This is a genomic window from Paracoccus sp. SY (genome assembly GCF_002901215.1).
In the GTDB taxonomy this organism is placed as follows: Bacteria; Pseudomonadota; Alphaproteobacteria; order Rhodobacterales; family Rhodobacteraceae; genus Paracoccus; species Paracoccus acridae.
The window spans coordinates 21,167-41,904 of sequence record NZ_NWMQ01000012.1 but is presented as its reverse complement, the minus strand read 5'-3'; the positions used below and the strand labels follow the sequence as shown (position 1 = coordinate 41,904).

Here is a 20,738-nt window from a genome sequence, read left to right as displayed (position 1 = left end):
CGGGGAAGGCGATGGGCGGAACAGGGCAGGATCGTGATGCGGGCCAGATGCGGCTGGCGGCCCTTGTGATCGCCGGCGCCATGGGCCTGTGGCTGCTGGTCCAGGCGCTTGGCAGTTATTACGACTGGGCCGGGAAATGGGCCTATCTGGCGGATCTGGCCGCCATCGGAGCTTTTGTCTGGTCGCTGATCGTGACCTGGCGTATCTGGCGGCGCAGGAAGTCCTGACGCCCGGATGAGAGGATTGAGAACAGGATGCTGAAAGATCAGGATCGCATTTTTACCAACCTCTACGGGATGGGCGACCGTAGCCTGGCGGGCGCACGCAAGCGCGGCCACTGGGACGGCACGGCCGAGATCCTTGCCCGTGGCCGCGACAAGATCGTGGAACAGGTGAAGGCATCCGGGCTGCGCGGCCGGGGGGGCGCGGGCTTTCCGACCGGCCTCAAGTGGTCCTTCATGCCCAAGGAATCGGACGGCCGTCCGTCCTATCTGGTCATCAACGCCGACGAATCCGAACCCGCGACCTGCAAGGACCGCGAGATCATGCGCCACGATCCGCATACGCTGATCGAAGGCGCGCTGATCGCCAGCTTCGCCATGGGCGCGCACGCGGCCTATATCTATATCCGGGGCGAATTCATCCGCGAAAAGGAAGCCCTGCAGGCCGCGATCGACGAATGCTATGACGCAGGGCTGCTGGGCGCGAATGCTGCCAGATCGGGCTGGGACTTTGATATCTACCTCCATCACGGCGGCGGGGCCTATATCTGCGGCGAGGAAACAGCCCTGTTGGAAAGCCTGGAAGGCAAGAAGGGCATGCCCCGCATGAAGCCGCCGTTCCCGGCGGGCGCGGGTCTCTACGGCTGCCCGACGACTGTGAACAACGTGGAATCCATCGCGGTGGTCCCGACGGTGCTGCGGCGCGGCCCGGAATGGTTTGCGGGCTTTGGCCGCCCGAACAACGCAGGCGTCAAGCTGTTCGGCCTGACCGGGCATGTCAACACGCCCTGCGTGATCGAGGAAGCCATGTCGATCCCCATGAAGGAGCTGATCGAGAAGCATGGCGGCGGCATCCGCGGCGGCTGGAAGAACCTCAAGGCGGTGATCCCCGGCGGCGCCTCTTGTCCGGTGCTGACGGCGGAACAGTGTGAAAACGCCATCATGGATTACGACGGAATGCGGGAACTGCGGTCGTCCTTCGGCACCGCCTGCATGATCGTGATGGACCAGCAGACCGACATCATCAAGGCGATCTGGCGGCTGTCCAAGTTCTTCAAGCATGAAAGCTGCGGTCAGTGCACGCCCTGCCGCGAGGGCACCGGCTGGATGATGCGCGTGATGGAGCGTCTGGTGCGCGGCGATGCCGAGGTCGAGGAAATCGACATGCTGTTCGACGTGACCAAGCAGGTCGAGGGCCACACCATCTGCGCCCTGGGCGACGCCGCCGCATGGCCGATCCAGGGCCTGATCCGCAATTTCCGTGAGGAGATCGAGGACCGCATCAAGGCCAAGCGCACCGGACGCATGGGGGCGATGGCCGCGGAATGAGGGCAGGGGCGGCATATCACGCCCCTGTCGCGGGGTCGTGTCGGGCGAAAGTCCACGCCGGTGGTTATGTCGGAAGACGCAACCAACCAAGGACGCCTGCCATGATCCGCGCTGCCTTCGCTTCAATCGCCACGCTTGCTGCCCTGATGGGCCCTGCCGCCGCCCTGCCGCCCTTGTCGCAGGAACGCCACATCAACGACAGCCTGGTCCAGGCGCGTGTGGCCGACGTCCTGCGCAAGGGCTGCCCGACCCTTGACGCGCGCCTGGTCCGGGCCTTTTCCGAGGCCCGCAAGCTCAAGCGTTATGCGCTGGACCAGGGCTACAGCGAGTCGCAGATCGACGCCTTCCTTGACAGCAGGGACGAGCGTCGTCGCATCTATGCCGAGGCCGACCGCTATATGGTCGCCAATGGGGTGGTGAACGGCCAGCCCGACACGTTCTGCCGTCTGGGGCAGCAAGAGATAGAACGGAAGACGATCGCCGGATCGCTTCTGGTTGCCAGGTAAGGAAGAAACCGATGGCCGACTTGCGGACAATCAAGATTGACGATGTTGAGATCGCGGTCGATCCCAACCTGACCCTGATCCAGGCCTGCGAGATGGCGGGTATCGAGATCCCGCGCTTTTGCTATCACGAACGGCTGTCGATTGCCGGCAACTGTCGGATGTGCCTGGTCGAGGTGGTGGGCGGCCCGCCCAAGCCTGCCGCAAGCTGCGCCATGCAGGTCAAGGACTTGCGCCCCGGTCCCGATGGCGCGCCTTCGGAAATCCGCACCAACAGCCCCATGGTCAAGAAGGCCCGCGAGGGCGTGATGGAGTTCCTGCTGATCAACCATCCGCTGGACTGCCCCATCTGCGACCAGGGCGGCGAATGCGATCTGCAAGACCAGGCAATGGCTTACGGCGTGGACTTCAGCCGCTATCGCGAACCCAAGCGCGCGGCCGAGGAGCTGAACCTGGGTCCGCTGGTCGAAACCCACATGACCCGCTGTATTTCCTGCACCCGCTGCGTGCGCTTCACGACCGAGGTCGCGGGCATCAGCCAGATGGGCCAGACCGGGCGCGGCGAGGACAGCGAGATCACCAGCTATCTGAACGAGACGCTGGCATCCAACCTGCAGGGCAATATCGTCGATCTGTGCCCGGTGGGCGCTTTGGTCAGCCGTCCCTATGCTTTCCGCGCACGGCCCTGGGAGTTGCGCAAGACCGAAAGCGTCGATGTGATGGATGCGCTTGGCAGCAATATCCGCATCGACGTGAAGGGGCGCGAGGTCATGCGCATCCTGCCGCGCAACCATGACGACGTGAACGAGGAGTGGATCAGCGACAAGACCCGCTATGTCTGGGACGGGCTGCGCCGCCAGCGGCTGGACAAGCCCTATATCCGCGAGAACGGCAAGCTGCGCCCGGCCACCTGGGCCGAGGCTCTGTCGGCGGCGGCCGCTGCGATGAAGGGCCGCAAGGTCGCCGGTCTGGTGGGCGATCTGGCCCCGGTCGAGGCCGCGTTCAGCCTGAAGCAACTGGTCGAGGGTCTGGGCGGCAATGTCGAATGCCGCACCGATGGCGCACGGCTGCCTGCGGGCAACCGGGGCGCCTATGTCGGCAACGCGACGATTGCCGACATCGACGGCGCGAAACGCATCCTGCTGATCGGCACCAACCCGCGCGACGAAGCGCCCGTCCTGAACGCTCGCATCCGCAAGGCCTGGGCGCATGGCGCGCAGGTCGCGCTGATCGGCGATCCGGTCGATCTGACCTATGACTATCACCACCACGGCAATGATCGTGCCGCGCTGACCCATCTGGTCAAGGACGACCTCAAGTCCACCGCAGGCACGCCCGGCATCGTGATCGTGGGCCAGGGTGCCCTGCGCGAGGCGGACGGGGAAGCCGTGCTGGCCAATGCCATGCGCATCTGCGAACTGGACGACTGCAAGCTGATGATCCTGCACAGCGCGGCTTCGCGTGTTGGCGCCATGGATGTGGGCGCCGTGACCGAGGGCGGGCTGGCTGCGGCCATCGACGGGGCCGAGGTGATCTACAACCTCGGCGCGGACGAGGTGGATGTCGCGCCGGGTGCCTTCGTGATCTATCAGGGCAGCCACGGGGATCGCGGCGCGCATCGGGCCGATATCATCCTGCCCGCCGCCTGCTATACGGAAGAAAACGGCCTGTTCGTGAACACCGAGGGGCGTCCGCAACTGGCCCTTCGCGCGAACTTTGCGCCTGGCGAGGCCAAGGAGAACTGGGCGATCCTGCGCGCACTGTCCGCCGAATTGGGACAGGCGCTGCCTTGGGACAGCCTGACGCAACTGCGTCGCGCGTTGGTGCAGGCCGTGCCGCATCTGGCGATGATCGACCAGGTGCCGGAAAACGAATGGCGCCCGCTTGATCGGCTGGATCTGGGCAAGGCCACGTTCCGCTATGCGATCACGGATTTCTACCTGACGAATCCGATCGCCCGATCCTCGCCCCTGATGGGAGAGTTGTCGCGGATGGCGGCGGCCCGCAGGCAATCGCCCGCCATGGCGGCCGAGTGACCACCATGCGGCCAGCGTCCTGCCAGCCACGGTTCGCGGTCGCAGCCCTTGCCGGGGCTGCGATCCTGTCCGGCTGCGCAGGCGATGCCGGCGGCGAACGCCCTCCGGCCAAGCCCGCCACGATGACGGCAAGGGTCGCGACCCCTGGCGCCGCGCCGGGCAAGGCACCGCTGACGCTGGCCCGCATCTCGACCAAGTCGGGCGAGATCCTGATCCTGGAACCCGATGGCAAGGTCACGACCATGGCGCTCGACAGCCCGGAAGGGCAGGACGCCTTCGCCGTGACCGAGGCCGATCTGATGGCGCTGAACGCGAACCTGGATCTGGACCTGGGCGGGATGGTTGCCGCAGACCTGCCGCCGCGGCAGACCGCGCAGGAAAAGGCGCTCGAGGAATTCGCGGCCCGGACCCAGCCCGCGCTGCCGAGCTGGGTCGAGGGCACCGAACTTGACCCCGAGGATTTCCTGGGCGCCCGCGTGGCATCGCTGGATCCGAAGGGGTCCGGCGATCTTGTCGAGGTGACGGCAAATCTGCGCAAGGGGGTGGACGCCGATATCGCCTTCTCGTATGCCACCTGCGCACTGGCCGGTTGGGCCAAGCGGAATGGCGAGGCATATGGCCGCCATGTGCGCACGCTGCAGGACACGCGGGATGGCAAGCTGACTATCGGGGCCGCGTTCACGCTGTCGGATCAAAGGCCGATGGGTTTGCGTGTGATGGAAACGGAAGACACCTTGCGCGAATGCAAGGAACGCGGCATTCCCGCCGCGTAACGGGATAGGGACGGGCATGGCTGAATTCTGGGCATCCTCTCTGGGCATGACGATCCTGATGCTGGCGCAGGGTCTGGCGGTGATCGCCTTTGTCATGCTGTCGCTGATCTTCATGGTCTATGGCGACCGCAAGATCTGGGCCGCCGTGCAGATGCGGCGCGGACCGAACGTGGTCGGCCCCTGGGGGCTGCTGCAAACCTTCGCCGACGCGCTGAAATATGTGCTGAAGGAAATCGTCATTCCTGCGGGCGCGGACAAGTTCGTCTTCTTCCTGGCGCCCTTCCTGTCGATGACCCTGGCCCTGCTGGCCTTTGTGGCGATCCCCTTCGCGCCCGGCTGGGTGATGGCCGACATCAACGTGGGCATCCTGTTCATCTTCGCCGTCTCCTCGCTCGAGGTTTACGGCGTGATCATGGGCGGCTGGGCCTCGAACTCGAAATATCCGTTCCTGTCCTCGCTGCGGGCGGCGGCGCAGATGATCTCGTATGAGGTCAGCCTGGGCCTGATCATCATCGGGGTCATCATCTCGACCGGGTCGATGAACATCACCGCCATCGTCGAGGCGCAGGCCGGCGCGGGGCTGCTGTCCTGGTACTGGCTGCCGCATCTGCCGATGCTGGTGCTGTTCTTCGTGTCGGCCCTGGCCGAGACGAACCGCCCGCCCTTCGACCTGGCCGAGGCGGAATCCGAACTGGTCGCGGGCTTCATGGTCGAATACTCGTCCACGCCCTATCTGCTGTTCATGGCGGGCGAATACATCGCGATCTGGCTGATGTGCGCGCTGATCAGCCTGCTGTTCTTCGGGGGCTGGCTGTCGCCCATTCCGGGCATCCCGGACGGCGCGCTGTGGATGTTCCTGAAGATGGTCTTCTGGTTCTGGATGTTCGCCATGGTGAAGGCCATCGTGCCGCGGTACCGCTATGACCAGTTGATGCGGATCGGCTGGAAGGTGTTCCTGCCCCTGTCGCTGGGCTGGGTCGTCCTGGTCGCCTTCCTTGCCCGCTTCGAGGTCTTCGGATCGTTCTGGGCCCGCTGGGCAGGGGCATAAGACATGGCTTATTCCAACAAGATCGCCGAAATGCTGGCCAATGCGTCCGAAACAGACAAGGTCGAGTTCGCGCATTTCCTGGCCAACAATCTGGACAGTGCCGAACAGTCCCGTGACGGCGCCAGGGTCCGCGCCTATGTGGCGGCATTCGACCGCTTCGCCGCGCCCAAGCAAGGGGAAGAATTCTGATGGCTTTCGACATCGCCCGCGCGACCAAGTATTTCCTGCTGGTCGATTTCCTGAAAGGGTTCGGCCTTGGCGTGAAGTACTTCTTCGCGCCCAAGGCGACCATCAACTATCCGCACGAAAAGGGGCCGCTGTCGCCGCGCTTCCGGGGCGAACACGCGCTGCGCCGCTATCCCAACGGCGAGGAACGCTGCATCGCCTGCAAGCTGTGCGAGGCGATCTGCCCCGCCCAGGCGATCACCATCGACGCAGAACCGCGCGAGGATGGATCGCGCCGGACCACGCGCTATGACATCGACATGACCAAGTGCATCTATTGCGGCTTCTGCCAGGAAGCCTGCCCGGTCGATGCCATCGTGGAAGGCCCGAACTTCGAATTCGCGACCGAGACGCGCGAGGAGCTGTTCTACGACAAGCAGAAGCTTCTGGACAACGGCGCCCGCTGGGAGGCCGAGATCGCCCGCAACCTGTCCATCGACGCGCCCTACAGATGAGCGACGCCTTCACCAAGCTGTTCCAGCAGATGATGCAGTCGGGCCAGGAAATGGCCCGCGCATTCAATCCTGCCTTGGAAACCTTCGATCCGCGCGCGTTCGAGAAGATGATCCCGACCATGCCGGCGGACATGCTGGAGATGTGGTTCGGGCGCACCTTCAACCGGGACGGGCTGGACGCCAAGACCCGGCTGCTGGTGACCCTTGCCGCGCTGACCGTCCAGGGCGCCCACGCCGAGCCGCAGTTGCGCCTGACCATTCGCCACGCCATCGAGGCAGGCGCGACCGCGCGCGAGGTGGCCGAGGTCATCTATCAGATGGGCATGTTCGGCGGCATCCCGGCCATGCAGAAGGCGCTGGAAATCGCCCAGGGCGTATTCACCGAACATGAAGGGAAACAGGCCGAATGATCACCTTCGCCTTTTATCTGTTCGCCATCTCGGTCTGCACGGCGGGCTTCATGGTGGTCCTGTCCAGGAACCCGGTCCATTCGGTGCTGTGGCTGATCCTGGCCTTCATCGCCTCGGCCGGTCTGTTCGTTCTGCAGGGCGCCGAATTCGTGGCGATGCTTCTGGTGATCGTCTATGTCGGCGCGGTCGCGGTGCTGTTCCTGTTCGTCGTGATGATGCTGGATGTCGATTTCGCGCAGCTTCGCGGGGAACTGGCGGGCTATCTGCCGCTGGCGGGGCTGATCGGTCTTGTCCTCTTGGCATTGCTGGTCATTGCCTTTGGCGGTTGGGAAATTGCCGGCCAGGCCACGGATCTGCGTGCCGCGCCTGTCCTGGACCAGGCGATGAACACCAATGCCATCGGCAGCATTCTTTATGACCGCTATCTGCTGCCGTTCCAGATTTCGGGGCTGATCCTGCTGGTCGCAATGATCGGCGCGATCACCCTGACCATGCGTCACCGGCGCGACATCAAGCGCCAGGACGTGCTGGAACAGATGTATCGCGATCCGGCCAAGGCCATGGAACTGCGCGACGTGAAGCCGGGGCAGGGGCTATAAGCCCCCCTTGCCTGGCCGACAGACATTGAACGGGTAACGACCCGAAGGGACGAAAGACGATGATAGGCTTGACACATTACCTTGTCGTGGGGGCGATCCTGTTCGTCGCCGGGATCTTCGGCATCTTCGTGAACCGCAAGAACGTCATCGTCATCCTGATGTCGATCGAACTGATCCTGCTGTCGGTCAACATCAACTTTGTGGCCTTCTCGGCCCATCTGGGCGATCTGGCGGGGCAGGTCTTTACCATGTTCATCCTGACCGTCGCCGCGGCCGAGGCCGCCATCGGCCTGGCGATCCTTGTGGTGTTCTTCCGCAACCGCGGCTCGATCGCGGTGGACGATGTCAACGTGATGAAGGGGTAAGCGGTCATGGTGCAATTCATCCTGTTCGCGCCCCTGGTTGCCGCCCTGATCGGCGGCTTCGGCTGGCGCATCATCGGCGAAAAGGCCGCGCAGTTGCTGACCACGGGCGTGCTGTTCGTCTGCGCCCTGTTTTCCTGGATCGTCTTTCTGGGCTTCAACGGCGAGACCCAGCACATTCCGGTCATGGACTGGATCGTCTCGGGCGATTTCAGCGCCGAATGGGCGATCCGCCTGGACCGCCTGACGGCCATCATGCTGATCGTGGTGACCACGGTCTCTGCGCTCGTTCACCTGTATTCGATGGGCTACATGGCCCATGACGACAACTGGACACATCACGAACACTACAAGGCGCGCTTCTTCGCCTATCTGTCCTTCTTCACCTTCGCCATGCTGATGCTGGTGACGGCGGACAACCTGCTGCAGATGTTCTTCGGCTGGGAAGGCGTGGGCGTCGCATCCTACCTGCTGATCGGTTTCTATTACCGCAAGCCGTCCGCCAACGCCGCCGCCATCAAGGCCTTCATCGTCAACCGCGTCGGCGACTTCGGCTTCCTGCTGGGCATCTTCGGCCTGTGGTGGATGACGGGTTCCATCCAGTTCGACGCGATCTTCGCGCAGGTGGCGGAACTGGCGAATGTGCAGATGCGCTTCCTGTGGACCGAATGGAATGCGGCAAACCTGCTGGCCTTCCTGCTGTTCGTGGGCGCGATGGGCAAGTCGGCGCAGCTGTTCCTGCACACCTGGCTGCCCGATGCCATGGAAGGCCCGACCCCGGTGTCCGCGCTGATCCACGCCGCGACCATGGTGACGGCCGGCGTGTTCCTGGTCTGCCGCATGTCGCCGCTGTTCGAGTTCGCGCCCGAAACCAAGATGTTCATCACGATCATCGGCGCCTCGACCGCGTTCTTCGCGGCGACGGTCGGCCTGGTGCAGAACGACATCAAGCGCGTGATCGCCTATTCGACCTGTTCGCAGCTGGGCTATATGTTCGTGGCGGCGGGCGTGGGCGTCTATTCGGTGGCGATGTTCCACCTGTTCACGCATGCCTTCTTCAAGGCGATGCTGTTCCTGGGCGCGGGTTCCGTGATCCACGCGATGCACCATGAACAGGACATGCGGAACTATGGCGGGCTGCGCAAGAAGGTGCCCTATACCTTTGCGGCCATGCTCATCGGCACGCTGGCCATCACCGGCGTGGGCATTCCGCTGACCCATATCGGCTTTGCAGGTTTCCTGTCCAAGGACGCCGTGATCGAAAGCGCCTATGCATCCGGCGTGGGCTATGCCTTCTGGCTGCTGGTGATCGCGGCGCTGATGACCAGCTTCTATTCCTGGCGGCTGATGTTCCTGACCTTCTGGGGTGCGCCGCGCCCGCAAAAGGTCTGGGACGCCGAGATCAAGGCCGAGGAAGAGGTCCAGCCCGTTCCCGCCGCCCATGGACATGGCCTGCACGGCCACGATGACCACGGTCATCACGACCCGATGCACGCGCATCACCATGCCCATGAAAGCCCGCCGGTGATGACTGCGCCTCTGGCCGTTCTAGCCCTGGGTTCGATCTTCGCGGGCATGATCTGGTACGGCAGCTTCTTCGGCGACGACGTGCAGCGCTTCTTCGGCCTGCCCGAAGCCGCGCATGAGCAGGCCGAGGGCGGCCATGGCGAGGCGCTTGACGGCGCCGTGGCCGAGGCGCCGCATGGCGAGCCTGCAGGTGCCGCGACCCATGCCGCCGCCGGTGCCGCCAGCGACCCGGCCGAGGAGACCGCGGCGGACGGCCACGAGGCCCTTGCAGGATACGAGCAGGGCGCGATCTTCATGCGGTCCGATAACCACGTCATGCATGACGCGCACTACGTCCCGACCTGGGTGAAGCTGTCGCCCTTCGTGGCGATGCTGATCGGGCTGGGTCTGTCCTGGCTGATGTATATCCGCTACCCGAATGCGCCGGCGAAACTGGCCGCTCAGCAGCCCGCCTTGTACCAGTTCCTGCTGAACAAGTGGTATTTCGACGAGATCTATCACTTCGTCTTCGTCCGGCCCGCCTTGTGGATCGGCCGCAAGCTGTGGACGGGCGGCGACGGAGCGGTTATCGACGGCGCCATCAACGGGGTGGCCATGGGAATCATCCCGCGCCTGACGCGCTTCGCCGGTCGCGTGCAGTCGGGCTATGTGTTCCATTATGCCTTTGCGATGGTCGTGGGCATCGTGGGCTTGCTGATCTGGGTGATGATGCGGGGCGCGCACTGACATGACGAACCTTCTTTCGATCATCACCTTCCTGCCGATCGTGGCAGCGGGGATCCTGGCCCTGTTCCTGCGCGGCGACGACGAGGCCGCGCAGCGCAATGCCAAGTGGCTGGCGCTGATCGCCACCACGGCCACCTTCCTGATCTCGCTGTTCGTGCTGGCGGGCTTCGACCCGGCCAATACCGGCTTCCAGTTCGTCGAGGATCATCCCTGGATCATGGGCCTGCGCTACAAGATGGGCGTGGACGGCATCTCGGTCCTGTTCGTGATGCTGACGACCTTCCTGATGCCGCTGACGATCCTGTCCACCTGGGACGTGAAAACCCGCGTCAAGGAATACATGATCGCCTTCCTGGTGCTGGAAGGCCTGATGATCGGCGTCTTCACGGCGCTTGACCTGATCCTGTTCTATCTGTTCTTCGAGGCCGGCCTGATCCCGATGTTCCTAATCATCGGCATCTGGGGCGGGGCGAACCGCATCTATGCGACGTTCAAGTTCTTCCTTTACACCTTCCTCGGATCTGTCCTGATGCTGGTGGCGATGATCGCGATGGCGCGGATGGCGGGCACGACGGATATCGTTGCCCTGCTGGATCCCGCACGGACAGCGTTCCCGTCGGACACCATGCGCGTGCTGGGCATCACCGTGGTCGGCGGAATGCAGACGCTGCTGTTCCTGGCCTTCTTCGCCAGCTTCGCGGTCAAGATGCCGATGTGGCCGGTCCATACCTGGCTGCCGGACGCGCACGTCCAGGCCCCGACCGCTGGGTCGGTCGTGCTGGCGGCGGTGCTGCTGAAGATGGGCGGATACGGCTTCCTGCGCTTCAGCCTGCCGATGTTCCCCGTGGCCAGCGACATGCTGCAACCGCTGGTCTTCTGGATGTCTGCCATCGCCATCGTTTACACCTCGCTGGTGGCCTTGGTTCAGTCCGACATGAAGAAGCTGATCGCCTATTCGTCGGTCGCCCACATGGGCTTCGTCACCATGGGAGTCTTTGCCGCGAACCAGCAGGGCCTGGACGGGGCGATCTTCCAGATGGTGTCGCATGGCTTCATCTCGGGCGCGCTGTTCCTGCTGGTCGGCGTGATCTATGACCGGATGCACACGCGGGAAATCGACGCCTATGGCGGGCTGGTGAACCGGATGCCGGTCTATGCACTGGTCTTCCTGTTCTTCACGATGGCGAACGTGGGCCTGCCCGGCACCTCGGGCTTCGTGGGCGAATTCCTGACCCTGATGGGCACCTTCAAGGCCAATACCTGGGTCGCCTTCGTCGCGGCGACCGGCGTGATCCTGTCGGCCGGCTATGCGCTGTGGCTTTACCGCCGCGTGACGCTGGGCGCCCTGATGCGCGAAAGCCTGAAGACCATCACCGACATGACCCCCCGCGAAAGGTGGATCTTTGCGCCGCTGATCATCATGACGCTGTATCTGGGCGTTTATCCGCGCGCCGTCACCGACATCACCGGCCCCGCCGTCGAGGCGTTGCTGGTCAACTATCACGAAGCCCTGCCGCATGACGGACGCGACGGGCTGGCCGTGACCGCCCAGGCGGACGCGGCCGATGCCAGCCATTGAGGAAAGCACGATGACCGCGCTCGATTTCTCGACCATCCTGCCGGAACTTGTGCTGGCGATCTATGCCATGGCGGCCCTGATGGCCGGCGCTTATTTCGGCAAGGACGCGATCGCGCGTCCGATCCTGTGGGCCACCGTCGCTGCGCTGCTGCTGGTCGGGCTTTACGTCGGCTTTGCCGACCGCCCGGCGCAGGTAGCCTTTTTCGGCATGTTCACCGACGATGCCTTCGCCCGGTTCGCCAAGGTGACGATCCTGATCTCGGCCGCCGCCGTCCTCGCGATGAGCGCCGAGTATATGGAGCGTCACAACCTGCTGCGCTTCGAGTTTCCGATCCTGATCACCCTGGCCGCCATCGGGATGATGATGATGGTCTCGGCCAGCGATCTTCTGTCGCTGTACATGGGATTGGAACTGCAGTCGCTGGCGCTTTACGTCGCCGCCGCCATGCGCCGGGACAGCGTGAAATCGTCCGAGGCCGGGTTGAAGTATTTCGTCCTCGGTTCGTTGTCCTCGGGGATGCTGCTTTACGGCGCCTCGCTGGTCTATGGCTTCTCGGGCACCACCAGCTTTGCCGGCATCGTGCAGGTGGTGGTCGGCGGGCAGTTGTCCGTGGGCCTGCTGTTCGGCCTGGTGTTCCTGCTGGTCGGGCTTGCCTTCAAGGTCTCGGCGGTGCCGTTCCACATGTGGACGCCCGACGTCTATGAAGGTGCGCCGACGCCGGTGACCGCCTTCTTCGCCACCGCGCCCAAGGTCGCGGCCATGGCGCTGATCGCGCGGCTGATGTTCGATGCTTTCGGCAACGTGCCGGGCGACTGGGGCCAGATCATCGCGGCGCTTGCCGTGCTGTCGATGTTCCTGGGATCCATCGCCGGGATCGGTCAGCGCAACATCAAGCGCCTGATGGCCTATTCCTCGATCGCGCATATGGGCTTTGCCCTGGTCGGCCTTGCGGCCGGGACGGCTTTCGGCGTCCAGTCGATGCTGCTGTATATGGCGATCTATGCGGTGATGAACGTGGGCACCTTCGCCTTCATCCTGTCGATGGAACGCGACGGGCGGCCGATCACGGATCTGGAAAGCTTGAACCGCTTCGCTCAGGTCCATCCGGTCAAGGGCTTTGCGGTCCTGTTCCTGATGTTCAGCCTGGCAGGCGTGCCGCCCTTCCTGGGCTTCTTCGCCAAGTATGGCGTGCTGACGGCGGCCGTGCAGGCGGGCATGTCCTGGCTGGCGATCCTGGGCGTGATCGCATCGGTCATCGGGGCGTTCTATTACCTGCGCATCGTCTATTACATGTGGTTCGGGGCCGAGAGCGAGGGCGTGGAAAGCCGCATGGGCGCGGTGCAGTATCTGGCGCTGATCGTCCCAGCCGCGATGCTGCTGATCGGCGCGGTGTCCATGTGGGGCGTCGATACCGCTGCGGCGACCGCCGCGGACTCGCTGGTGGCCATGGCCACCGTGCCTGCCGATGCGGCGCTTCTTCCCGACACCTCGGCCGAGATTCCTGCCGTTGAGTAGCGGCACCTCGCTGTCGGTCTGGCCCCAGGGCGTGGCCCGCCACGTCCTGGAACAGGTTGACAGCACGAATGCCGAGGCAATGCGGATGGCGCCCGCGCTGTCCGGTCCGACCTGGATCATGGCGCGCCGCCAGACGGCGGGCCGCGGCCGGCGGGGCCGGGCCTGGACGGATCCACCCGGCAATTTCGCGGCGACCCTTGTCCTGCGTCCCGAAGGCGGTCCGGCGGATGCCGCGCGGCTGTCCTTTGTCGCGGCGCTTGCCGTGCATGACGCCCTGCGCCAGCTTTGCGGGCCGCAGCTGAACGTGGCGCTGAAATGGCCGAACGACGTGCTGCTGAACGGCGGCAAGCTGTCGGGCATCCTGCTGGAAAGCATCGGGTCCGGCGGCGCGATCCAGGCCCTGGCCATCGGCATCGGCGTCAACCTGGCCGCCGCGCCGGAGACGGGCCTGCTGGAACCCGGCGCGACCCGTCCGGTCGGCCTGCTGGGCGAAACTGGCCTGACCGTCAGGCCCGACGATTTCCTGGCGACGCTTGCCCGCGCCTTCGACGACTGGCACCGGCAGATGCGGACCTATGGCTTCGGCCCCATCCGCGAGGCATGGCTGGCCCGCGCCACCCGCCTGGGCGAGACGATCATCGCCCGCACCGGCACGACCGAAACGACCGGGCGCTTTGACGGGATCGACGAAACAGGCGCGCTGATCCTCTCCGGCCCGAGGGGCAGGCAGGCGATCCCAGCGGCCGACATCTATTTTGCGGGGGTATGACCCGTGCTTCTGTGCATCGACACCGGAAACACCAACACGGTCTTCTCGATTTGGGACGGCGGGCGTTTCCTGGCGCATTGGCGCATCTCGACCGATCATCGGCGGACGGCGGATGAGTACTTCGTCTGGCTGTCCACGCTGATCGAAGGGCAGAAGTTCGGTCTGGACATCGACGCCTGCATCATCAGCTCGACGGCGCCCCGCGTGGTCTTCAACCTGCGCGTGCTGTGCAACCGGTACTTCGACACCCGGCCGCTGGTCGTGGGCAAGCCCGACTGCCTGCTGCCGGTCGATCCGCGCGTGGACGAAGGCACCGTGGTTGGTCCCGACCGGCTGGTCAACACGGTGGCGGCCTTTGCGCGTCACGGGCCGGATCTGATCGTCGTGGATTTCGGCACTGCGACCACCTTCGACGTGGTGGACGTGGACGGCGCCTATATCGGCGGGGTGATCGCGCCCGGCGTGAACCTGTCGCTTGAAGCCCTGCACATGGGCGCGGCCAGCCTGCCGCATGTCGATGTGACCATGCCTGCCCGCGTGATCGGCACCAATACCGTCGCCTGCATCCAGTCGGGTATCTTCTGGGGCTATATCGGTCTGGTGGACGGGGTCGTGCGCCAGATCCGCGCGGAACGGGACCGCCCGATGAAGGTCATTGCAACCGGAGGGCTTGCGCCGTTGTTCGATCAGGGGTTTGACCTGTTCGACGCAATCGAAGACGATCTGACCATGCACGGGCTGCGGCTCATTCACGATTACAACAAGGAGATGGGCAATGGCTGAGCGCCTGATCTATCTGCCGCTGGGCGGCGCGGGCGAAATCGGCATGAATGCCTATGTCTATGGCTATGGCACGCCTGGGCGCGAAAGGCTGATCCTGGTCGATCTGGGCGTCAGCTTCGGCGACATGGACAGCAGCCCGGGCATCGACCTGATCATGCCCGACCTGTCCTGGCTGGAACAGAACCGCGACCGGCTGGAGGCGATCTTCGTCACCCATGGGCACGAGGATCACCTGGGCGCCCTGGGGCACCTTTATGGACGCCTGAACGTTCCCATCTATGCCCGGCAGTTCACCGGTGCCCTGGTCCGCCTGAAGTTGGAGGAACAGGGGCATTCGCCCTCGGTCGTCAACATCGTGGGCGCGCGCCCGGAAGTGACGCAGGTCGGCCCCTTCACCGTGCAGTTCGTCCCTGTCAGCCACTCCATTCCCGAAAGCGCCGCGCTGATCATCGACACGCCCGCGGGCCGGGTCGTTCATACCGGCGATTTCAAGCTGGACGGAACGCCGGTGGTGGGCGATCCCTTCGATCCGATCGCCTGGCACCACATCGCGGCCGAGGGGCGGGGCATCAAGGTCCTGACCTGCGACAGCACCAACATCTTCTCGACCCATCCCGGCCGGTCCGAGGCGATGCTGGCCAATCCGATCCTTGAATGGGTCGTGGCGCAGAAGAACATGGTGGTCGCCACCACCTTCGCCAGCAACATCGCACGGCTGAAGACCCTTTCGGATGCCGCCATTGCCGCGAACCGCAAGGTTTGCCTGCTGGGCCGGGCCATGCGCAAGATGGTCGCGGTGGGCCTGGAAACCGGCGTCCTGACGGATTTCCCCGACACCATCGGCCCCGAGGAAGCCGCCAGCCTGCCGCGCAACCAGGTCATGCTGCTGGCGACCGGCAGCCAGGGCGAACGTCGTGCCGCAAGCGCGCAACTGTCCCGCGGGCGTTACCTGGGGCTGATGCTGAAGGAAGGCGACAGCTTCCTGTTCAGTTCCAAGACCATCCCCGGCAACGAACGCTCTGTCGGGCGGATCATGAATTCGCTCAGCGAATTGGGGGTCGAGGTGTATGACGCCGATGACGGGCTTTATCACGTCTCGGGGCACGCCAACCGGCCGGACATCGCGGCTTTGCACGAGCTTCTGAAGCCGCAGATCGTCATCCCCATGCATGGCGAGCATCTGCACCTGCGCGAGCATGTCATGATGGCCCGCGCCAAGGGGATCGCGGCCGAAATCGCGACCAACGGCACCATGCTGGACCTGACCGGCGATGCGCCGCGCGTGGTGGACCAGGTGGAAACCGGGCGGCTGTATCTGGACGGCACCGTGCTGATCGGCGCCATGGACGGCGTGGTCCGCGACCGCATCCGCATGGCGCTGAACGGCCACGCGCTTGTCAGCGTGATCGTGGACGAGGATGACAACGTCCTGCCCGACGCCTGGGTGGAACTGATGGGCCTGCCCGGCCGCACCCGGGGCGGCGAGGATCTGGGCGCGCATATCGAGGGCGAACTGTCCGAGTTCCTGGAAGGCGCGGACGCCCGCGTGGTGCGCGACGACGCCAAGATGGACGAAGCGATCCGCAAGATCACCCGCCAGGTCGCGATGGAGGAAATCGGCAAGAAGCCCGAGGTGACGGTCATCATCAGCCGGTTGATGGGGGAATAGGGCGGGGTGCTGATCGCCCATCTTCCTGCCGGCTATCTGATAGGCAAAAGACTGGGCAGGGGGCATCCTGCCGCAACGGGGCTGATTGCAACAGGGCTGGTCGCTTCCGTCCTGCCCGACCTTGATCTGGTGTGGTTCTATCTGGTCAATGATCGGCAGAACCTTCATCATGAATTCGTCTTTCACTGGCCGCTGTTCTGGGTGGCCTTGGCGCTGATCCTGTCGCTGATCTCGAAAGGACTGGGCTGGCGTCAGGCTTTTCCGTTCATCGGCGTAGCACTTGCCAGCCTGCTGCTTCACATGGTCCTGGACAGCGTAGCAGCCGGAATCGGCTGGCTGATGCCCTTCAGCGATGCCCAGATCAATCTTGTGGTCGTCCCGGCCCGCTACGATTGGTGGGTCCAGAGCTTTGTCCTGCACTGGACCTTCTTGCTGGAACTGGCGATCTGCGGATGGGCCGCCTTTGTTTTTGCGCGAAACCGAAGGCAGGTGGCGCGGCCTTGACGCGGCCGGCAGCGCGGTGCAATCCCCCGCCATGTCCGACACATCCAAATCCACCTTCGACCCGAACCCGCCGCGCCGCAATTTCTATGGGCGGCGGCATGGCAAGACCCTGCGCCAAAGCCAGAAGGGCTATCTGTCCGAAGATCTGGGCGAATTGCGCCCGCGCGGTATCACCGTGGGCGACAACCCGGACCGGCGCCCCATCGACCCGGCCGCCATCTTCGGCGATGACCGCCCCATCTGGCTGGAGGTGGGCTTCGGCGGGGGCGAGCACATGGTCCACATGGCGGCCCGATACCCCGATATCGGCATCATCGGCTGCGAGCCGTTCATCAACGGCGTCGCCATGCTGCTGGGCAAGATCCGCAACGCCGGCGTCACGAATGTCAGCGTTCATCCAGGGGACGCGCGCGACCTGATGGATGTGCTGCCGGATGCCTCGATCAGCCGGGCCTTCCTGAACTATCCCGACCCTTGGCCCAAGGCGCGTCATCACCGCCGCCGTTTTGTCACGCCCGAACACCTGATCCCCCTGGCCCGCGTGATGAAGCCCGGCGCCGAGTTCCGCGTGGCGACCGACATCCCCGACTATATGCGCCAGACGCTGGAGGAGGTGCCGCAGGCGGGCTTCGACCTGATCGGCGACAGCCCGGTCGCCTGGGACGACTGGCTCAGCACCCGCTATGAACAGAAGGCCCTGCGCGAGGGCCGCGTGCCGCATTACGCCACCTTCCGCCGCAAGGGCTGAGGGTGGGGGTGACGGGGCCAAAAAAGGCTCTTGTCACCACCCCGGGCCATCCCTATACCGGCCGGCGGAGTGGTGGCCGAGTGGTCGAAGGCACACCCCTGCTAAGGGTGCAGGCGGGAAACCGTCTCGAGGGTTCGAATCCCTTCCACTCCGCCATCCTGTCCATTTCTCAGCACATGATCCCGCCCCAGTTGCGGCGCGTGAATTTTTTGCAAGTTGCGGGAACCTGTCCCGCTTTCGGCGGTTGTTCGCTTTCCCAATATCTGGTCGCTGATCCGGCCGATGCCGGAGTATCGACCAGTTTTAAATAGTTTTTCACCGTGTTTTCCATGCATTTGCAGCAATCAGGTTGGCAGGATGCAATCGAATTTATTGCCAATCCGTTAATCTGGCTTTCTAATCCAACTACGACTTTCGGAGAGGAAAACAATCATGCTGCAAGACTCCGCCTATGCGCAGTTGCTGAACTTGATTGCCGCCCGCGGCCAGCAATGGCTTCGCAACCGGATCGAACTGATGGCAAGCGGTCCCGAATCCCTGGATCGGCTGGCGGATATCGCGATTGCGGCACATGTCTGCACGGGACTTCGCGGTGCTGAAACACCTCTAAGAACCTTTCTCCGCAGTCGAATTTCAGATGATGAATTTGATAATCTTCTTGGCAGATATCAGAACAATAAACTGAACTTCGCGAATTTCGGAGACGTGGCATTTCTGGCCGCCTCGGACGATTGCTGTTCTTCGACCCTCGCATCCGACGTCCAGACGACCGCAGTTTCGCCGGCCATGACCGGCAAGCCCAAGGCCTTGCTGCCCGAACAGGCCGAGGCCTTTCTGCGGCAGCCGATCCCGGAGGACCGGCTGGACGAAGGCATGATCGACACCTATGCCACGGTTCTGTCCCTTGCCTATCGGTTCGGAGCAGAAAGGCCGCGTTTTGCCAGCGCACGCAGCTATGGCGACGCCTTTGCCAACTGCCTGCGTCTTGCGGACTGGGCGCAGCGCAACGGCAAGCTGCTGCCCTTGGTGCAGATGATCTTCTGCCTTTGCCTGATCGACCCCGACCATGATGTCAGGGAAATGCTGGCCGATGTCATCTCCAGCCAGCGGCCGGACGGATCATTCCCGGCCCGTATCGGTTTCGGAACGGCCGACCAGGAGGACGAGGCGCTGCGGCCGACATTGGCCACCGTCGTGGCCTTGCACATGGCTATCCATCGCTGCTGGCGCACGCCGCGGCCCAATCTGCGGTTGGCTGCCTAGAACAGACCCTCGATCTGTCCCAGGTCGTTCAGGCCGATGGTTTCTGCGGCGGGATGGCGGGGCAGGCCCGGCATGGTCATGATCTGGCCGCAGATCGCCACCACAAAGCCCGCACCTGCGTTCAGCCGGACTTCGCGGACCGGAATGACATGGCCTTCGGGGGCGCCGCGCAGGTCGGGATCCGTCGAAAAGGAATACTGCGTCTTCGCGATGCAGACGGGCAGGTGGCCGTAACCCTCGGCTTCCCAGGTTTCCAGTTGGGCACGAATGCCGGGCAGGGCCTCGACATGGGCGGCGCGGTGGATGCGGGTGCAGATCGTCTCGATCTTCTGCCACAGGGGCATCGAATCGGGATAAAGGGTATGAAAGTCGGCCTGGCCCTTCTCAACCAGGGTCACGACATGACGGGCCAGGTCTTCGGCACCGGCCCCGCCCTTGGCCCAGTGCTGGCACAGGATCGCGGTCACGCCGTGACGGCTGCAATAGTCCTGGAGGGCGGCAATCTCGGCCGGGGTGTCGCCGTGGAAATGGTTGACCGCCACGACCAGCGGCACGCCGAAGCTGCGCAGGTTCTCGATATGCCGGCCCAGGTTGGCGCAGCCACGCCGGACTGCGTCCACATCCTCGGCCCCCAGGTTGTCCTTGGCAACGCCGCCGTTCATCTTCAACGCGCGGACGGTCGCCACAAGCACCGCAGCGGCAGGGGAAAGCCCAGCCAGGCGGCACTTGATGTCCAAGAACTTCTCGGCCCCCAGATCGGCCCCGAAGCCTGCCTCGGTCACGACATAATCAGACAGGCGCAGCGCGGCGTCGGTGGCGATCACGCTGTTGCAGCCATGGGCGATATTGGCGAAGGGCCCGCCATGAACCAGGGCGGGGTTGTTTTCCAGCGTCTGCACCAGGTTCGGCTGCAAGGCATCGCGCAGCAGCACCGTCATGGCGCCGTCGGCCTTGAGGTCGCGTGCGGTCACCGGACGGCGGTCGCGGGTATAGGCAACGACGATCCGCCCCAGGCGGGCGTGCAGGTCGTTCAGGTCGCGCGACAGGCACAGGATCGCCATCACCTCGGATGCGACGGTGATGTCGAAGCCGGTCTGGCGCACAAAACCGTTCGACACCCCTCCAAGGCCCACGACGATGTCGCGCAGCGCGCGGTCGTTCATGTCCATCACGCGGCGCCAGGTGATGCGCCGCGTGTCGATGTCCAGGTCGTTGCCCCAATAGATGTGGTTGTCGATCATCGCCGCCAGCAGGTTGTGTGCCGCCGTGATCGCGTGGAAATCCCCGGTGAAGTGGAGGTTCATCTCCTCCATGGGCACGATCTGGGCATGGCCGCCACCCGCTGCGCCCCCCTTCATGCCGAAGTTCGGGCCCAAGCTGGCTTCGCGGATGCAGACCGCCGCGCGCTTGCCGATGCGGTTCAGCGCGTCGCCCAGGCCGACGGTCGTGGTGGTCTTGCCCTCGCCCGCCGGGGTGGGGTTGATGGCCGTGACCAGAACCAGATTGCCGCGCGGACGGGATGCCAGCCCCTCCAGCGTCTGGTGCGAAATCTTGGCCTTGTCGGGGCCGTATCGCAGGATATTGTCTTCGGCCAGGCCCAGCCTGGCGGCAATGTCGGCAATGGGCAGCTTGCGCGCGGCGCGGGCGATCTGGATGTCGGTTGTCATGGACCGGGCATGGCCCGGCCCGTATC

General features: G+C 64.4%; 22 protein-coding genes and 1 tRNA gene. 21 read left to right on the top strand and 2 right to left on the bottom strand.

Going from position 1 to position 20,738, the window contains the following annotated elements; translation table 11 throughout:
- The first annotated feature begins 11 nt into the window (after nt 1-11).
- From CK944_RS11385 to CK944_RS11290, 20 genes are all read left to right on the top strand, one after another.
- Nucleotides 12-227, top strand: coding sequence for a DUF5337 domain-containing protein (locus tag CK944_RS11385; protein ID WP_103173186.1), 216 nt, complete (start codon nt 12-14; stop codon nt 225-227).
- 27 nt (nt 228-254) lie between these two features.
- Nucleotides 255-1,550, top strand: a complete 1,296-nt coding sequence (gene nuoF, locus CK944_RS11380; protein ID WP_103173185.1) for an NADH-quinone oxidoreductase subunit NuoF — start codon at nt 255-257, stop codon at nt 1,548-1,550.
- Nucleotides 1,551-1,651: 101 nt separating this feature from the next.
- Nucleotides 1,652-2,056: a DUF5333 domain-containing protein gene (locus CK944_RS11375; RefSeq protein WP_103173184.1), complete on the top strand. Its 405-nt coding sequence runs from the start codon at nt 1,652-1,654 to the stop codon at nt 2,054-2,056.
- 11 nt (nt 2,057-2,067) lie between these two features.
- Complete coding sequence (nuoG, locus tag CK944_RS11370; protein WP_103173183.1) at nt 2,068-4,089, top strand: NADH-quinone oxidoreductase subunit NuoG; 2,022 nt, start codon at nt 2,068-2,070, stop codon at nt 4,087-4,089.
- A gap of 5 nt (nt 4,090-4,094) precedes the next feature.
- On the top strand, nt 4,095-4,862 hold the full coding sequence (locus CK944_RS11365; RefSeq protein ID WP_103173237.1) for a hypothetical protein: 768 nt from the start codon (nt 4,095-4,097) through the stop codon (nt 4,860-4,862).
- A 16-nt stretch (nt 4,863-4,878) separates the two neighbouring features.
- The gene (nuoH, locus tag CK944_RS11360) at nt 4,879-5,910 is read left to right on the top strand and encodes an NADH-quinone oxidoreductase subunit NuoH (protein WP_103173182.1); all 1,032 of its coding nucleotides are present in this window, start codon (nt 4,879-4,881) and stop codon (nt 5,908-5,910) included.
- A 3-nt stretch (nt 5,911-5,913) separates the two neighbouring features.
- A complete protein-coding gene (locus CK944_RS11355; protein WP_103173181.1) occupies nt 5,914-6,099 on the top strand; it encodes a hypothetical protein in 186 nt (61 codons plus the stop codon).
- Nucleotides 6,099-6,590, top strand: coding sequence for an NADH-quinone oxidoreductase subunit NuoI (nuoI, locus tag CK944_RS11350; protein ID WP_103173180.1), 492 nt, complete (start codon nt 6,099-6,101; stop codon nt 6,588-6,590). The genes CK944_RS11355 and nuoI overlap by 1 nt, the downstream gene beginning before the upstream one ends.
- Complete coding sequence (locus CK944_RS11345) at nt 6,587-7,000, top strand: carboxymuconolactone decarboxylase family protein (RefSeq protein WP_103173179.1); 414 nt, start codon at nt 6,587-6,589, stop codon at nt 6,998-7,000. Before nuoI ends, CK944_RS11345 begins: the two co-directional genes overlap by 4 nt.
- Complete coding sequence (locus CK944_RS11340; RefSeq protein ID WP_103173178.1) at nt 6,997-7,599, top strand: NADH-quinone oxidoreductase subunit J; 603 nt, start codon at nt 6,997-6,999, stop codon at nt 7,597-7,599. The genes CK944_RS11345 and CK944_RS11340 overlap by 4 nt, the downstream gene beginning before the upstream one ends.
- A 59-nt stretch (nt 7,600-7,658) precedes the next feature.
- Entirely contained in the window at nt 7,659-7,964 is a 306-nt protein-coding gene (nuoK, locus tag CK944_RS11335) for an NADH-quinone oxidoreductase subunit NuoK (RefSeq protein ID WP_103173177.1), read from the top strand.
- A gap of 6 nt (nt 7,965-7,970) precedes the next feature.
- Entirely contained in the window at nt 7,971-10,214 is a 2,244-nt protein-coding gene (gene nuoL, locus CK944_RS11330; RefSeq protein ID WP_103173176.1) for an NADH-quinone oxidoreductase subunit L, read from the top strand.
- A 1-nt stretch (nt 10,215) separates the two neighbouring features.
- Entirely contained in the window at nt 10,216-11,793 is a 1,578-nt protein-coding gene (locus CK944_RS11325) for an NADH-quinone oxidoreductase subunit M (protein ID WP_103173175.1), read from the top strand.
- A 10-nt stretch (nt 11,794-11,803) separates the two neighbouring features.
- A complete protein-coding gene (gene nuoN / locus CK944_RS11320; RefSeq protein WP_103173174.1) occupies nt 11,804-13,309 on the top strand; it encodes an NADH-quinone oxidoreductase subunit NuoN in 1,506 nt (501 codons plus the stop codon).
- A 10-nt stretch (nt 13,310-13,319) separates the two neighbouring features.
- Nucleotides 13,320-14,078 (top strand): biotin--[acetyl-CoA-carboxylase] ligase, encoded by a 759-nt coding sequence (locus CK944_RS11315; RefSeq protein WP_103173236.1) that lies wholly within the window; start codon nt 13,320-13,322, stop codon nt 14,076-14,078.
- Between the two features lie 3 nt (nt 14,079-14,081).
- A complete protein-coding gene (locus CK944_RS11310; RefSeq protein WP_103173173.1) occupies nt 14,082-14,861 on the top strand; it encodes a type III pantothenate kinase in 780 nt (259 codons plus the stop codon).
- Nucleotides 14,854-16,530, top strand: coding sequence for a ribonuclease J (locus CK944_RS11305; protein ID WP_103173172.1), 1,677 nt, complete (start codon nt 14,854-14,856; stop codon nt 16,528-16,530). The genes CK944_RS11310 and CK944_RS11305 overlap by 8 nt, the downstream gene beginning before the upstream one ends.
- A gap of 6 nt (nt 16,531-16,536) precedes the next feature.
- Complete coding sequence (locus CK944_RS11300) at nt 16,537-17,034, top strand: metal-dependent hydrolase (RefSeq protein ID WP_103173171.1); 498 nt, start codon at nt 16,537-16,539, stop codon at nt 17,032-17,034.
- 31 nt (nt 17,035-17,065) lie between these two features.
- Nucleotides 17,066-17,782: a tRNA (guanosine(46)-N7)-methyltransferase TrmB gene (gene trmB, locus CK944_RS11295; protein ID WP_103173235.1), complete on the top strand. Its 717-nt coding sequence runs from the start codon at nt 17,066-17,068 to the stop codon at nt 17,780-17,782.
- Between the two features lie 66 nt (nt 17,783-17,848).
- Nucleotides 17,849-17,938: transfer RNA gene (locus CK944_RS11290), tRNA-Ser, on the top strand.
- 13 nt (nt 17,939-17,951) lie between these two features.
- Here the strand turns inward: CK944_RS11290 and CK944_RS23205 are convergent.
- The gene (locus CK944_RS23205) at nt 17,952-18,113 is read right to left on the bottom strand and encodes a hypothetical protein (protein ID WP_158247990.1); all 162 of its coding nucleotides are present in this window, start codon (nt 18,111-18,113) and stop codon (nt 17,952-17,954) included.
- Nucleotides 18,114-18,214: 101 nt separating this feature from the next.
- Between CK944_RS23205 and CK944_RS11285 the strand changes: the two genes are divergently transcribed.
- Nucleotides 18,215-19,045: a hypothetical protein gene (locus CK944_RS11285; protein WP_103173170.1), complete on the top strand. Its 831-nt coding sequence runs from the start codon at nt 18,215-18,217 to the stop codon at nt 19,043-19,045.
- Here CK944_RS11285 and CK944_RS11280 read toward each other — a convergent pair.
- A complete protein-coding gene (locus tag CK944_RS11280; protein WP_103173169.1) occupies nt 19,042-20,712 on the bottom strand; it encodes a formate--tetrahydrofolate ligase in 1,671 nt (556 codons plus the stop codon). The genes CK944_RS11285 and CK944_RS11280 overlap by 4 nt on opposite strands.
- Nucleotides 20,713-20,738 lie beyond the last annotated feature (26 nt).

Coding starts and splice junctions, on each gene's coding strand:
- CK944_RS11325 (WP_103173175.1), top strand. CDS start 10,216: ATGACGAACCTTCTTTCGATCATCACCTTCCTGCCGATCGTGGCAGCG.
- CK944_RS11385 (WP_103173186.1), top strand. CDS start 12: ATGGGCGGAACAGGGCAGGATCGTGATGCGGGCCAGATGCGGCTGGCG.
- CK944_RS11285 (WP_103173170.1), top strand. CDS start 18,215: ATGCTGCAAGACTCCGCCTATGCGCAGTTGCTGAACTTGATTGCCGCC.
- nuoF (WP_103173185.1), top strand. CDS start 255: ATGCTGAAAGATCAGGATCGCATTTTTACCAACCTCTACGGGATGGGC.
- trmB (WP_103173235.1), top strand. CDS start 17,066: ATGTCCGACACATCCAAATCCACCTTCGACCCGAACCCGCCGCGCCGC.
- nuoL (WP_103173176.1), top strand. CDS start 7,971: ATGGTGCAATTCATCCTGTTCGCGCCCCTGGTTGCCGCCCTGATCGGC.
- nuoH (WP_103173182.1), top strand. CDS start 4,879: ATGGCTGAATTCTGGGCATCCTCTCTGGGCATGACGATCCTGATGCTG.
- CK944_RS11280 (WP_103173169.1), bottom strand. CDS start 20,712: ATGACAACCGACATCCAGATCGCCCGCGCCGCGCGCAAGCTGCCCATT.
- CK944_RS11345 (WP_103173179.1), top strand. CDS start 6,587: ATGAGCGACGCCTTCACCAAGCTGTTCCAGCAGATGATGCAGTCGGGC.
- CK944_RS11355 (WP_103173181.1), top strand. CDS start 5,914: ATGGCTTATTCCAACAAGATCGCCGAAATGCTGGCCAATGCGTCCGAA.
- nuoG (WP_103173183.1), top strand. CDS start 2,068: ATGGCCGACTTGCGGACAATCAAGATTGACGATGTTGAGATCGCGGTC.
- nuoI (WP_103173180.1), top strand. CDS start 6,099: ATGGCTTTCGACATCGCCCGCGCGACCAAGTATTTCCTGCTGGTCGAT.
- nuoN (WP_103173174.1), top strand. CDS start 11,804: ATGACCGCGCTCGATTTCTCGACCATCCTGCCGGAACTTGTGCTGGCG.
- CK944_RS11305 (WP_103173172.1), top strand. CDS start 14,854: ATGGCTGAGCGCCTGATCTATCTGCCGCTGGGCGGCGCGGGCGAAATC.
- CK944_RS11340 (WP_103173178.1), top strand. CDS start 6,997: ATGATCACCTTCGCCTTTTATCTGTTCGCCATCTCGGTCTGCACGGCG.
- CK944_RS11365 (WP_103173237.1), top strand. CDS start 4,095: ATGCGGCCAGCGTCCTGCCAGCCACGGTTCGCGGTCGCAGCCCTTGCC.
- nuoK (WP_103173177.1), top strand. CDS start 7,659: ATGATAGGCTTGACACATTACCTTGTCGTGGGGGCGATCCTGTTCGTC.
- CK944_RS23205 (WP_158247990.1), bottom strand. CDS start 18,113: ATGGAAAACACGGTGAAAAACTATTTAAAACTGGTCGATACTCCGGCA.
- CK944_RS11375 (WP_103173184.1), top strand. CDS start 1,652: ATGATCCGCGCTGCCTTCGCTTCAATCGCCACGCTTGCTGCCCTGATG.